At 65.2% G+C, this 12,507-nt stretch carries 11 protein-coding genes; 4 read left to right on the top strand and 7 right to left on the bottom strand.

Going from position 1 to position 12,507, the window contains the following annotated elements:
* Positions 1 to 31: 31 nt before the first annotated feature.
* Entirely contained in the window at positions 32 to 232 is a 201-nt protein-coding gene (gene rpmI / locus QZ964_RS08575; protein WP_014890449.1) for a 50S ribosomal protein L35, read from the bottom strand.
* A gap of 368 nt (positions 233 to 600) precedes the next feature.
* Here rpmI and QZ964_RS08570 point away from each other — a divergent pair, with 368 nt between their 5' ends.
* Complete coding sequence (locus QZ964_RS08570; protein ID WP_367119246.1) at positions 601 to 1,713, top strand: amidinotransferase; 1,113 nt, start codon at positions 601 to 603, stop codon at positions 1,711 to 1,713.
* Positions 1,714 to 1,860: 147 nt separating this feature from the next.
* Here QZ964_RS08570 and QZ964_RS08565 read toward each other — a convergent pair whose 3' ends face one another.
* The gene (locus QZ964_RS08565) at positions 1,861 to 2,187 is read right to left on the bottom strand and encodes a multidrug efflux SMR transporter (protein WP_292530983.1); all 327 of its coding nucleotides are present in this window, start codon (positions 2,185 to 2,187) and stop codon (positions 1,861 to 1,863) included.
* 139 nt (positions 2,188 to 2,326) lie between these two features.
* Between QZ964_RS08565 and QZ964_RS08560 the strand changes: the two genes are divergently transcribed.
* Complete coding sequence (locus QZ964_RS08560; protein WP_292530982.1) at positions 2,327 to 3,205, top strand: pirin family protein; 879 nt, start codon at positions 2,327 to 2,329, stop codon at positions 3,203 to 3,205.
* A 17-nt stretch (positions 3,206 to 3,222) separates the two neighbouring features.
* On the opposite strand, the gene QZ964_RS08555 is transcribed toward QZ964_RS08560, so the two are convergent.
* Together QZ964_RS08555 and QZ964_RS08550 are read right to left on the bottom strand one after the other, a co-directional pair.
* Positions 3,223 to 4,926: an ATP-binding protein gene (locus QZ964_RS08555; RefSeq protein ID WP_292530980.1), complete on the bottom strand. Its 1,704-nt coding sequence runs from the start codon at positions 4,924 to 4,926 to the stop codon at positions 3,223 to 3,225.
* 10 nt (positions 4,927 to 4,936) lie between these two features.
* Entirely contained in the window at positions 4,937 to 6,475 is a 1,539-nt protein-coding gene (locus QZ964_RS08550) for a YifB family Mg chelatase-like AAA ATPase (RefSeq protein ID WP_292530979.1), read from the bottom strand.
* Positions 6,476 to 6,704: 229 nt separating this feature from the next.
* Between QZ964_RS08550 and QZ964_RS08545 the strand changes: the two genes are divergently transcribed.
* A complete protein-coding gene (locus QZ964_RS08545) occupies positions 6,705 to 6,935 on the top strand; it encodes a hypothetical protein (protein ID WP_292531020.1) in 231 nt (76 codons plus the stop codon).
* Positions 6,936 to 6,999: 64 nt separating this feature from the next.
* Here QZ964_RS08545 and QZ964_RS08540 read toward each other — a convergent pair whose 3' ends face one another.
* Both QZ964_RS08540 and QZ964_RS08535 read right to left on the bottom strand, forming a co-directional pair.
* The gene (locus QZ964_RS08540; protein ID WP_292530978.1) at positions 7,000 to 7,539 is read right to left on the bottom strand and encodes a hypothetical protein; all 540 of its coding nucleotides are present in this window, start codon (positions 7,537 to 7,539) and stop codon (positions 7,000 to 7,002) included.
* 27 nt (positions 7,540 to 7,566) lie between these two features.
* Positions 7,567 to 10,164 (bottom strand): YadA-like family protein, encoded by a 2,598-nt coding sequence (locus QZ964_RS08535; protein WP_292530977.1) that lies wholly within the window; start codon positions 10,162 to 10,164, stop codon positions 7,567 to 7,569.
* 459 nt (positions 10,165 to 10,623) lie between these two features.
* Between QZ964_RS08535 and QZ964_RS08530 the strand changes: the two genes are divergently transcribed.
* Positions 10,624 to 12,216 (top strand): methyltransferase regulatory domain-containing protein, encoded by a 1,593-nt coding sequence (locus QZ964_RS08530; RefSeq protein WP_292530975.1) that lies wholly within the window; start codon positions 10,624 to 10,626, stop codon positions 12,214 to 12,216.
* A gap of 150 nt (positions 12,217 to 12,366) precedes the next feature.
* On the opposite strand, the gene QZ964_RS08525 is transcribed toward QZ964_RS08530, so the two are convergent.
* The gene (locus QZ964_RS08525) at positions 12,367 to 12,495 is read right to left on the bottom strand and encodes a hypothetical protein (RefSeq protein ID WP_292530974.1); all 129 of its coding nucleotides are present in this window, start codon (positions 12,493 to 12,495) and stop codon (positions 12,367 to 12,369) included.
* Positions 12,496 to 12,507: the final 12 nt, after the last annotated feature.

The following is a 12,507-nucleotide window of genomic DNA, read 5'->3' as shown; positions in this document are numbered from 1 at the left end:
AACTCCTTTGCGGAAAAAAGCGTGCTGCGGATCAGCCGTTCGGCAGGAAGTACTTTTTGACGTTGTCGCCGTCAGTCTTGAACAAGACGTTCGTGCCGCGCAGATTTCTGATCTGCTTATTCGTCCGCTTGATCATGCCGTGGCGCTTGCCCTGCTGGGCATAGACCACTTTCCCGGTTCCGGTGATCTTGAAGCGCTTTTTTGCGCCCGATTTCGTCTTCAGCTTGGGCATTTTGCTCTCCTGGGCGCGTGGCCCTGTGTTATGTGCGCCGTGCGGGACCAGCCCGAAGGCGCTTTTTCGCGCGAGCGAAAGAACCGCCACGGCAGCCCATCACTGGCCGGGCGGTTCTGTAGAACGCGGTTTATTGCCCAAGGACCGGGAAAACGCAAGTCGTCACAAGCTCAAGGCAGGGCCGGAGTGGACTGCGACCGCTCTTCGCGACTTAGTCCGCCCACCCAAAAGGCTTCAATAGAGGACAAAGCGGTTAAGACCAAGCAGCGCATCGTTAAACTACAAGAAGCAGGGCGTTTTTTCGACGACTTGAAGATCAGTCCAAAAGCGTTACAAGTCTCTCGCTGGAAACGATTCCGGGGCGCATTATGAATATCCATGCTTCTATGGGGACCGCGATTGCCGCGGAATGTCCGGTCAATTCTCACAACGAATGGGATCCGTTGGAGGAGATCATCGTCGGGCGGCTCGAGGGCTCGACCATCCCCTCCGATCATCCGGTCGTCACCTGCAACATCCCCGGCATGGCCGCGCGCGCGCAGTCGCTCGCCGCCGGATTTCGCTTTCCGAAATTCATGATCGAGCCGGCGCAGCAGGAGCTCGACGGCTTTGTCGCTCTCCTTGAGTCGCTCGGCGTCACGGTGACCCGGCCGGACGCGGTCAATCACAAGGCGAAGTTCTCGACGCCGCATTGGTCGTCGCGCGGCTTTTGCAATTCCTGTCCGCGCGACTCCATGCTCGTTTTCGGCGACGAGATTCTTGAAACGCCAATGGCCTGGCCCTGCCGTTATTTCGAAACCCATTCCTATCGCGAAATCCTCAAGGACTATTTTCGCCGCGGCGCGCGCTGGACGTCGGCGCCAAAGCCCCAGCTCACCGACGAACTCTTCGACCCTGATTTCAAACTGCCGGAGAAGGGCGAGGAGATTCGCTACATCCTCACCGAATTCGAGCCGGTGTTCGACGCCGCCGACTTCTTCCGCTGCGGCCGCGACATTTTCGTCACGCGCTCCAATGTAACCAACGCGATGGGCATTGACTGGCTGCGCCGCCATCTCGGCGAAGGCTATCGCATTCACGAGATCAAGAGCCGCTGCCCGAATCCGATGCATATCGACACGACAATCCTTCCGCTGGGGCCGGGCCGGCTGCTGATCAATCCAGAATATATCAACCCCGATGAACTGCCCGACATTTTGAAGCAGTGGGACATTCTCGTCGCGCCTGAGCCAGATCCGATCAACGACCGCATTCTCGCGATCACTTCGATGTGCGGCAAATGGCTCAGCATGAACATTCTCATGATCGACGAGAAGCGCGTCATCGTCGATCCGCATCACAGCAACATGATGCGGCAGATGGAGAAATGGGGCTACGAGCCGATCCCCTGCTCCTTCCTGCACTATGCCGCGTTCGGCGGCGCCTTCCACTGCGCCACGCTGGACGTGCGTCGTCGTGGAACGCTCGAGAGCTATTTCTAACTCGCGCGGCTTGAACAACGATTGTCATGCCCGGCGCGCGTTTTGCGCGCGATCGGGATTCGAGAGCAACACCCAAGTTTCTTGTTGCGACTCCGGCATTCCCGGTCGGACCTGAGGTCTGCCGGAACTGACAACGCGGCTGGCGATTCATTTCATGTCGACGCCGCCGAGCCGCAGGCCGATGATCCCCAGAACGATGAGAGCGATCGATCCCAGCCGCAGCGCCGTGGTTGGTTCGTTGAAGAGATAGACGCCCACAAGGGTCGCCGCGGCGATGCTCGTGCCAGTCCATGCGGCGTACGCCGTGCCGGCAGGAATGGTTTTTACCGCAAGGCCCAGGCAACCGACGCTCGCCGCCATAAAAAACACCATGACGACCGAAGGCCACAGCCGCGTGAATCCTTCCGCATATTTCATGCCGACAAGCCAGCCGACTTCGCAGAAGCTGCCGATAAAAAGAATAATCCAGTCCATCCAACCCGTCCTTGCGCTACCGAGGTCGTCGCCATTACCGGCGTCCGGGACTTGTGGGGTTTTGCAGCCTCGTCCGTCAAGAACCGCGCATTTGCAATTCGCTCTCCGCCGCCCACATAGGCCGCAAGGAGCCTTTGTCATGAGAAAAATTATCGGCGTTTACCCCGCCCCCCATACCACGCACTGGGTCGGCGACGGCTTTCCTGTGCGTTCGCTGTTTTCGCATCACGAACATGGCGCGCAGGCGAGCCCCTTTCTGCTGTTCGACTACGCGGGGCCGTTCGACTTTCCTCCGACCGCAAAGCGCCGCGGCGTCGGGGCGCACCCGCATCGCGGCTTCGAGACGGTGACGATCGTTTTGGACGGCGAAGTCGCGCATCGCGACTCGACCGGCGCCGGCGGACTGATCGGCCCCGGCGACGTGCAGTGGATGCGCGCCGCCTCGGGGATCGTTCACGAGGAGTATCATTCCGAAAGCTTCGCCAAGTCGGGCGGACGCTTCGAGGTCGTGCAGCTTTGGGTCAATCTGCCGGCGCACGAGAAGATGAGCGCGCCGCGCTATCAAACCTTGCTCGACAAGGATATTCCGCGCGTCGATCTGCCCGACGACGCCGGGCTTGTTCGCGTCATCGCCGGCGAATTCGCCGGCCATCTCGGACCCGCGCAAACGGCGACGCCGATCGATCTTTGGGACGTGCGCCTCGACGCCGAAAAGAGCGCCCTATTCACGCTGCCGGAAGGCCACACGGCGCTTGCCGCGGTTCTTGAAGGAACGATCGAAGTCAACGGAGAGAAGATCGCGCGCGCCACGGACGTCGTCGTGTTCGAAGAGGAAGGCGGCGACATCGCCTTCGAAGCCAATAGCGACGCGAAGCTGATCATCATGAGCGGCGAACCGATTGACGAGCCCGTGGCGCAGCAAGGGCCGTTCGTGATGAACACGCAGGACGAGTTGCGGCAGGCGTTCGTCGATTATCAATCGGGACGCTTCGGCGACATCGCCCCGCAGGGCGGCTAACAAGCGGCGCCGCGCCGCTATGCCCGTCGCGGCGCCAATCTCAGCTCTTCGATCGTCGCGGCGAGAGACGAAAATTCCACGGGCTTGGTGAGAAAGGCGTCGACGCCGGCGGCGCGGGCGGCGCGTTCGTCCTCCTCGCGCGCGCTCGCCGTCAGCACCAAGATCGGCGTGCGCGGAGCGCCCGCGCGCGCTTCGGCTTCGCGAATGCGAAAGCTCGCCTCGCACCCATCGAAATCAGGCATGAAGAGATCCATGACGATCACATCATAGGGCGCGCCTACGCCCTCGATCGCTTCGCGGGCGCGGGCGAGCGCCAGCGCGCCGCTTTCCGCACGGGTCACCTTCGCGCCAAGCTTTGCGAGGTGACGCATGAGGATAAGGGCGTTGATCTCATTGTCTTCAGCGACGAGCGCATTCACCCCGGCGAGGGCTTGCGACGGCGCGCCTTCCTCATTCGCCGGCGCCTTGGCGTTTGCTTGCGAGAGGCGGGCGATGAGCGAGGCGGTCCGGACCGGCTTCACCAGCCAGCCGTCGAAGTCGCACAAGGCCTCTTCGCCGAAGGCGCGCCGCTCAAGCGGCGAGAAGAGCAGGAATAGTCGGCGCGCGTGCGCCGCGCGAGCCGCTTTCGCCAGCTCGGCGGTCATATGCGGTCCCAGCGCGCAGTCGACGATGACGGCGTCGAAAGGCTTTTCGCGACGGCTCTGCAGCGTGTCCGCAGCGTCTTCCGCCGTAACGATCTCCGCCTCGGCTCCGGCGTGGCGCAAACTCTCCGCAAGGTACGGCGCTTCAAAAACGCTGTGCGCGACAATCAGCGTCTTAAGTCCAGAAAGAGGCGGCGGAGCGACTGCTTCCGTGACCGGCGGCGCCGGGAGCGTAAAGGCGAAAATGGAACCCCTGTCGGATGATTCAACAAGCGCGAGCGCGCCGCCCATTCGCGCAACGAGACGGCGGGAGATGGCAAGGCCGAGCCCGGTGCCCGCGCGCGGGTGGTTCTCGGAAGGATCAGCCTGTTCGAATTCTTCAAAGATCACGTCGCGCGCCTCTTCCGGCACGCCCGGTCCGGTGTCGCACACCGCGAAACGCAGCCGCGCGCCGTCGCGCGTGACGCGCACGCCCACCCCGCCGCGTTCGGTGAACTTCACGGCGTTGCCAATGAGGTTGAGCAGCACCTGCCGCAGCCGGGCCGAATCGTTGACGATCTCGCCAGGCGGATCAGGCGCGATCACGCTGGCGATCTCCAGGCCTTTCGTCAGGGCTCGGGGCGCTAGCAATTCGACTACGCTTTCAACAAACGGGGCGAGCGCAAAGGTCTCGCAGCGCAGCTCGAATTTGCCGGCCTCGATCTTGGAAAAATCGAGAATGTCGTCGATGAGCTGCGAGAGCGAGCGACTCGAATCCCTGATCGCTTCGACATAACTCGCCTGTTCGTCGGTCAGCTTGGTCATGGCGAGCAGTTGCGCCAGTCCCCCGACGCCGTTGAGCGGCGTACGGAACTCGTGACTGACCGCGGCCAGAAAGCGAGACTTCGCCAGGCTTGCGGCCTCCGCGCGGTCGCGGGCGGCGGCGGCGGCGCGTAACTCCCAGATTTCGTCGCGCAGCGATTCAAGTTCGGATTCGACCTGTTCGCGGCCGCGCCTGCGCAAAGCAATGAAAATCGATGCGGCGAGAAGCAGTATGGCAAGCTGCGCCGCGGCCAAAATCGCAAGATGGTCTAATGACATAGGCCCATCATCAGGCCGCAAGCCGCCCCGACGCAAGCCCCGCCCGATAGGAAAGCGCCTCGGCGAGATGCGGTCTGCCGACGGCGTCGGCGCCGTCGAGATCGGCGATCGTGCGCGCCAGCTTCAAGACCCTGTGAAAGCCTCGCGCCGTGAGGCCGAAGCGCTCGGACGCGTCGCGAATCAGCGCCGTGCCCGGCGCGTCGAGACGCGCCGAGCGCTCGATCACCGCTGCGGGCGCGGCGGCGTTGGTCGCAACCGCCGGCAGGGAGAGGGCGTCGTAGCGGGCACGCTGAACCTCGCGGGCGCGCGCGATGCGCGCCGCAACCTGCCGCGAGCCTTCGCTCGGCGGCGGCAGCACAAGATCGGCGGCGGTCACCGCCGGGACTTCGATCTGCAAATCGAACCGGTCGAGCAGCGGCCCTGACAGGCGCGCCTGATATTGCGCGACGCAACGCTCGTTGGGTTGGCGCTTACAAGCGTAGCCGGGGTCCATCGCATGGCCGCAACGGCAGGGGTTCATGGCCGCGACGAGCTGAAAGCGCGCCGGATAGACGGCGCGGTGATTGGCGCGCGACACCGCGATCTCGCCGGTCTCAAGCGGCTGACGCAGGCTGTCGAGGACCTGGGGCTGAAACTCCGGCAATTCGTCGAGAAAGAGCACGCCGTGATGGGCGAGCGAAATCTCGCCCGGCCGCGCGTGCGTCCCGCCGCCGACCAGCGCCGGCATAGAGGCGGAATGGTACGGGGCGCGAAAGGGCCGCCGGTCGGTCAATTCGCCTCCGGCGATCTGCCCCGCCACCGAATGAATCATCGAGACCTCGAGCAATTCGCGGGGCGTCAGCGGCGGGAGGATCGAGCGCAGCCGCGCGGCGAGCATCGATTTTCCCGCGCCCGGAGGGCCGCTCATGAGCAGATTATGGCCGCCGGCGGCGGCGATCTCGAGCGCCCGCTTGGCGCTCTCCTGACCCTTGATGTCGGAGAGGTCGGGCTGATCGACGGCGAGCCTGCGCACCGCAGGCTGAGGCCGGGCCAGGACCTGCGCGCCTTTGACATGATTGACGAGCTGGATGAGCGAGCGCGGCGCGATCACCTCCATGTCGCTCGACGCCCAGGCGGCTTCCGGCCCGCATTCGCTCGGACAGATCAGCCCCAGTCCGCGCGAATTGGCGGCGACCGCCGCCGGCAGGACGCCCGCCGTCGGCGTCAGCGTTCCATCGAGCGCGAGTTCGCCAAGCACGACGAATCCTTCGAGCGCGTCCGAGGGAATGGCGCCGATGGCGGCCATGACGCCAAGGGCGATCGGCACGTCATAGTGACTTCCCTCTTTCGGCATGTCGGCGGGGGCGAGATTGACCGTGATGCGCTTGGCCGGCAACGCCAGTCCAGAAGCGATCAACGCGGCGCGCACCCGTTCGCGCGATTCGCCGACAGCCTTGTCGGCAAGGCCGACGACGTTGAAAACGACGGCGCCGCTCGAGATTTGCACTTGAACGTCGACTGGACGGGCTTCGACGCCTTCGAAAGCGAGCGTCGCCACCCTCACCGCCATCGCGCGCCCCCTGAAAGCCCCTTAGCAAATGTCCATGCGAGCTTAGCTGGCGCGCTCCCGTCGCGCAAGAACAATATGTGAACATTGACTAACTTTGATCGCAAATTGCAATTGCCAGGGTTCGGTTCGGGCGCAGATATTCGTCTCTGCGCCGGCGCTGCAAATCGCCCGGCGCCCTTCCTGTTGGAAAAGGAGATTGCACATGCGGTTGAGAACGGGTCTCGCGCTTATGTTTGCCGCCGCTCTGGCGGCGCCCGCCCATGCGGCCATGCCGGTCGCGCCGTCAGAGACGGCGGGCGCGCCGATCATGCAGGTTTATGGAGGCTGCGGACCCTATGGCCATCGCGGCCCTTACGGCGGCTGTCGCTGGGGCGGACAATGGGGCGGCTATGGCTACGGCCGGCCCTGCCCGCCCGGCTTCCATCTCGGCCCCTACGGCCGCCGCTGCTGGCCGAACTAACAAGACAGCGACAAAAAAACGCCGGGACGGAAGAGCCGTCCCGGCGCTTTCATTTCGAGAGGCGTCAGGGCTTGGGCTGCGAGCTGCGCAGCCCGGTCGGACCCTTCGGCTTTTCCTGAGCGCTTGGCGCCGGCGCGTCGCTCGGCGCGGTAGGCGCGGAAGAGCCCAGCGACACCGAGAGGCCGAAGAGCTTCCACTGGCCCTGGAACGGCGCGTAGAGCACTTCAAAGCGGATCTGCGTCGGCACCGACGGGAAGAACCCCGCCATGTGCATCAGCCCGTTCGACTCTATCTGGGGCAGCAGGCTGAGCTGCGGCTCCAGCACGGCGACGCCCGACAGGTCGAGATTGTCTTTGCGCTGCTGCGCGAAAACCTCGGCCAGCCGTGCGGCGGTGTTGGTCTGGAAGCCTGGCGCGCCGAGATCACGAAGCACGGTGTAATTGCCGGTCTTGTTCGCCTGATCGAGCGCGATCAGCGTCGAGCGAATAAGAATCAAAACGCCGTTCTTGTCGATGTCAGCGGGCTTGGGCGCCTGCCCCGGCTTAGGCGACTGCGCCGAAGCCATCGTCGGAAAAAAACTCGCGGCCACTAGGGCCGCGAGCATTATTTGCCTGATCTTCAAGATCATGGATCACCAAGCCATCGTCACGCCTGCACGGCCGGCGACGCCGCCCTGTTTGAAGCCCGCGCCGACGCCGCCGTTAACCACCACCCAATCGTTCACACGCAACTGGCCCTGAACGGCGAGAGCGTACTGACTGCGGAAGGTGCCAAAGTTGGCGGTGACCGCGAAGCGCTTGTTATCCGGCAGGAAGTTGGCGCCGCCGAGCGCAACGGCGACCGCCGTGCCCTCATAGCCGCGCTTCACCGACTTGCCGAGGTCATACACGCTTTGCGACAGACCCAGGACGCCGGACTGGAGCGCAGCAATGTCCTGCGGACCGAAGCCGGAAGTCGCGAGATGGCCAAAGGCATCCGTGGTGGTGAACGTGGTCGGTCCCACCTGCGCCGCGAGGCTCGCAGCAGAGGTGATTCCGGGAGCGGTCAGAGTCGGTCCAAGCGACGCCAAGCCAGCACCGCCGAGGCGGGCGCCGAGCATGATCTCGTTGGGAGCTTCAGTGGCCGCAAGCGTGCCAACCGCAGTCGAACCGGCGAAGCCAGCCGTCGAGCCAGCGCCGAGCGCCGTCGAACCGATAGCGCTCGCCGTCGACAAGGTGCCGACTGCCGTTGAACCGAAGCCGCTCGCCGTCGACAAGGAGCCCGAGGCCGTCGCGCCAATGCCAGACGCTGTAGCGCCCGGACCGAAGGCCGCTGATCCCAGGGCCGTCGCGGTGGACCCCGCGCCAACAGCCGCGGAACCGACGCCGCTGGAGACGGTGCCCGTGCCGAGTGCGACTGAGCCCAAGCCGGACGCCGAAGCTCCGGCCGTGCCCAGAAGCGAGTCGCCGCCGATCGCCACCGAGCTCGTGCCCGTCGCGCTGGCGCCCGGGCCACCGAAGCTGGCGCCGCCGAGAGCCGTCGCCGACTTGGCAGTCGCGACCGCGCCCTTTGTCGCGCCGACGCCGCTACCGCCGATCGCGGTGGAGCCTTGCGCCGTAGCCGTCGTCTGCGAGCCGATCGAAGTCGCCGCCTTGCCGGAGGCCACCGCGCCGGGCGATCCACCCGGGTTCAGCACGCCGCCGATCGCGATCGCGGCTTCGCCGGACGCCTGAGCGCCCTTGTCGATCACGCCGCCGGCGCCGATCGCCGTCGAGAACAGGCCGGTCGCCGACGCAGCCTGTCCAGCCGCCGGGCCGCCACCGATAGCGGTGCCGCCGAAGGCCGTAGCCGTCGAGAAGCCGCCCACTGCGGTAGACGCAGTATCGGTCGCCGTCGCGCCCTTGCCATAAGCAGCAGAAGAGGCGCCAGTCGAGGTGGAGGCGTCGCCGACGGCCGTGCCGCCGAGAGAAGCCGTCGCGCCGGCGCCGATCGCAACCGAGTCGGTCGCCTTTGCGCCCGTGCCGATCGCGACGGTGTCGGTGCCCGTCGAAGCGGCGCCGACGCCAATGGCGATCGAACGAAGGCCGGAGGCCAGAGCGCCGGCCAGGACGCCGTCAGAGCCGCCGAGAGCGGTCGAAGCCAGTCCCGAAGCCGTCGCGCCGGCGAGACCAGGCGTGAAGGAGGAGCCGAGCGCCGTCGAGGAGTCGCCGCTGGCCGTAACCAAAGTGCCGACGGCGATTGATCCCTTGCCCGAGGACACAGGAGCGAAGGTGCCGGCCGGGTTCTGCACGCTGCCAAGGGCGACGGAGCCTTCGCCGGTCGCCTGCGGGCCCTTGTCGATGAAGCCGCCCGTGCCGATCGCGGTCGAGAAGAGGCCGGTCGCCGCCGGGCCTTGGCCAGCGAACGGTCCGGAACCTACTGCGAGCGAGCCGGTGCCGGACGCCGTGGAGAATGCGCCGGTGGCGGTTCCCCATGAGCCGGTCGCGGTCGCGCCCTTGCCGAAAGCGGCTGAGGGCTGCCCGCCAGTCGCCGTTGAGGCGTCGCCCACCGCCGTGCCGCCGCCCGAGGCGGTCGCGCCGGCGCCGATCGCCACCGAATCGGTCGCTGTCGCTTTCGTGCCGATCGCGATGGTGTCGGTGCCGGTCGCCGCAGCGCCGGTGCCGACAGCGATCGATCGAATTCCGGACGCCAATGCGCCGCGCGTCACGCCGTCAGAGCCGCCCAGCGCCGTGGCGGCGAGGGCAGTCGCTTCTGCGCCGGGAAGGCCGGGAGTGCTGGAAGCGCCGATGGCGGTCGAGTCTATGCCAGTAGCCTTCGTCAAGGTGCCGACCGCGATCGAGCCCTTGCCAGACGCCACGGGAGCTTTGGTGCCGGCCGGGTTCTGCACGCTGCCGATTGCAATGGAGCCTTCGCCGCTCGCCAGCGGGCCTGCGTCAATCGCGCCACCGGCGCCGATCGCCGTCGCAAATAATCCGGAAGCGGTGGGGCCTTGACCACCCACACCGGCGCCGACCGCCGTGGCGCCGATCGACGACGCGTCGGCGAAGCGGCCGCAAGCAAAGGCGGTGCTTATTCCGCCGTCGCTCGAGCCGGCAAGGATGGGGTTGACGGTCACGCAGACCGCGGCGCTCGCCGAGGTCGGGGCGAAGGCGACGCCCATCGCGACGGCGGCGGAGCCGCCCATCAGCGCGCGCCGAAGTGCGATGGAACCATTTTTGGGCTTGATGAGTTTCTGAGACAGTTTGGTCATGATCAGTTTCCCATTCCTTGGACTGCGAAGAGCACCAACCCGCAAATTTGCCGAGCTGCGGGAGAAGTGGTCCCGATGAATAAAGTTTAGACGCCCATGCACAGTCAACGAAGAACGCCTGGTTTGGCGCTCGGTTTGGCCACATTTCCGGCGGCTGTGATAAAAAGGAGACAGTGCGGAGGACCGGGCGAAAAGCGCAACAAGTGCGCCGTCTAATCGCAAATCATTGAAGTGAACGCGGGAACGCGCGTCGCCTTGATATTGACTCCGTAAAGCTACGCACGTCGTCTTCTCAAGGGAGGCGTTGCTTCTTCAAATATCGTTAACAGACGACCTCTCAAATTCGAACATCGTTAACAAAGCGATTCTCGAAGAGGAGCCCGAGGCGAATCTCGCGACATTGCAAATTCGCCGGCCGAAGTGGAGAATGAAACTCCTTCAGGCTCCGGAAACTTGCTGATGACCACTCACTTCGGGACGGCCGTGCAGGCCGCGATTGCGCGCAACGCCGCCTCTTACGACGATCTTCCTTATGTTTCGCATCCCTTTCCGCAGACCCATCCGGCGCGAATCGGCGCCGTCGCGCGCATCTTCAAACTGGCGGCCCCGGACCTCTCTCGCGCGCGTGTTCTGGAGCTCGGATGCGCGGCCGGCGGCAATCTTATTCCCCTCGCCGCCCGTCACCCCGACGCCTATTTTCTCGGCGTCGACCTGTCGCAGCGGCAGATCGAGGAAGGTCAGCAGCGGGTCGCGGCGCTCGGTCTGTCCAACGTCAATCTGCGCCGCCAGAGCCTGACCGACCTCCGCTCCAAGGACGGCGGCTTCGACTACATTATATGTCATGGCGTCTACAGCTGGGTGCCCGAGCAGGTGCGCGACGCGATTATGCGAATCGCCCGCGAGAACCTTGCGCCGAACGGCGTCGCCTTCATCAGCTATAATGTGCTGCCGGGATGGCGCCTGCGCCAGACGCTGCGCGACGCGTTGGCGCTTCACGTCGGGCAGCAGGGGTCGCTGCGCGAGCGCGTCGCCCGCGCCCGCGAGATGCTGTCGTTCCTCGAACAGAACACGCCGGCGGAGACGACCTGGGGCGCGATTTTCCGCGCCGAGGCGGCTCATCTGAGGACGGCCGACGACTCCTATCTCGGCCATGAATTTCTCGAAGACTGTAACGAGCCTTGCAGTTTCTCCGAGTTTATGACCAGCGCAGGGGGACGCGGCCTCGCCTATCTCGGCGAGGCAGGCCTTTCCACCATGATGCCCGAGAACATGAATCCGGCCGCGGCGCCGCTGCTGCGCGCGCTTGCGGGCGACAATCAGGTCTCGCTCGAACAACACATGGACATTTTCACCGGCCGGACCTTCCGGCAGACGCTGCTCATGCACAAAGAGCGGGAAGCAAAATGCGTTCGCAAGATTATGCCGGACGCGCTCGAGGGGCTGCATTTCGTCGCGCGGCCCGAATTCGGCTTTTTGCGCGAGGAGGACGAAAAGGCGATTTTCGCCGATGGCTCGGGGGCGTGGTTTTCCACACCGGACCCTGATGTGCGGAAGGCCATGGAAGTGCTTGTCGCGCGCCTGCCGGATTCGAGTTCGGTCGACGAGCTCGTCGCGGCGATGGAGCTGCGCGGCGCTTCTGTCGACGAGGCGATGCGCTCCAAGATCGCCGACGCGCTGCTGCGCCTGGTTTTTGTCGGACTTGCAACCGCCTCGACTGAGCCCTTCCGGATGGCGCGCGCCCTCTCGGCGAAGCCGGTCGCCTGCCCAATGCTGAGGGGCGACGCCGCTGCAGGCGTCCTGCACTCGGCCAATCTGCGCCACGAGCCGATTCGGCTCGACATCGTCGCGCAAGTGGTGACGCCGCTACTCGACGGAAGCAATGACCGCGAGGCGCTGATCGCCGCGACGATCGCCGCGGCGGACGCCGGCCGCGTCACCTTCCAGCGCGCCGGCCAGACAGTGGTCGAGCCGGCGGAGATCGCCGTCTGCGCCGCCGAGCACGTCGACCGCGTGCTTGGTCACCTTCAAGGCAACGCCTGTCTCGTCGCTTGAGATCGGCCTCGAAAGACGAGGGCGAGAGGGCACTCGGCGATGTCGCCGCGCGACTTATTGGAAGGGGCTTTTTCCCCGCCCTCAGTCGCGAGCGATAAAAATTCTCCGCGCGGCCTGTCGATGCGCCCCGCGCACGAAGCGGGAGGGCTGTCAGAAGACTCCCGCATTCAAGGCGACGACATGGCTGAATTCGCTAAGAGACATGGCGATGTTGAGCGCCTCGGCGGCCAATGCAATGGCGACGATTCCGAAAATTCCTGTCGCGATCACCGGTTTCATGGGATTCTCCTC

Origin of the sequence: Methylocystis sp., assembly GCF_021731785.1 — a bacterium.
Lineage (GTDB): Bacteria > Pseudomonadota > Alphaproteobacteria > Rhizobiales > Beijerinckiaceae > Methylocystis.
Note: the sequence above shows the minus strand (reverse complement) of the source record. Positions and strands in the feature narration are given on the sequence as shown.

What these genes read in the sequence shown, in the direction of transcription:
- rpmI (WP_014890449.1), bottom strand. Translation starts at nt 232, where the DNA reads ATGCCCAAGCTGAAGACGAAATCGGGCGCAAAAAAGCGCTTCAAGATC.
- QZ964_RS08570 (WP_367119246.1), top strand. Translation starts at nt 601, where the DNA reads ATGAATATCCATGCTTCTATGGGGACCGCGATTGCCGCGGAATGTCCG.
- QZ964_RS08565 (WP_292530983.1), bottom strand. Translation starts at nt 2,187, where the DNA reads ATGGACTGGATTATTCTTTTTATCGGCAGCTTCTGCGAAGTCGGCTGG.
- QZ964_RS08560 (WP_292530982.1), top strand. Translation starts at nt 2,327, where the DNA reads ATGAGAAAAATTATCGGCGTTTACCCCGCCCCCCATACCACGCACTGG.
- QZ964_RS08555 (WP_292530980.1), bottom strand. Translation starts at nt 4,926, where the DNA reads ATGTCATTAGACCATCTTGCGATTTTGGCCGCGGCGCAGCTTGCCATA.
- QZ964_RS08550 (WP_292530979.1), bottom strand. Translation starts at nt 6,475, where the DNA reads ATGGCGGTGAGGGTGGCGACGCTCGCTTTCGAAGGCGTCGAAGCCCGT.
- QZ964_RS08545 (WP_292531020.1), top strand. Translation starts at nt 6,705, where the DNA reads ATGTTTGCCGCCGCTCTGGCGGCGCCCGCCCATGCGGCCATGCCGGTC.
- QZ964_RS08540 (WP_292530978.1), bottom strand. Translation starts at nt 7,539, where the DNA reads ATGCTCGCGGCCCTAGTGGCCGCGAGTTTTTTTCCGACGATGGCTTCG.
- QZ964_RS08535 (WP_292530977.1), bottom strand. Translation starts at nt 10,164, where the DNA reads ATGACCAAACTGTCTCAGAAACTCATCAAGCCCAAAAATGGTTCCATC.
- QZ964_RS08530 (WP_292530975.1), top strand. Translation starts at nt 10,624, where the DNA reads ATGACCACTCACTTCGGGACGGCCGTGCAGGCCGCGATTGCGCGCAAC.
- QZ964_RS08525 (WP_292530974.1), bottom strand. Translation starts at nt 12,495, where the DNA reads ATGAAACCGGTGATCGCGACAGGAATTTTCGGAATCGTCGCCATTGCA.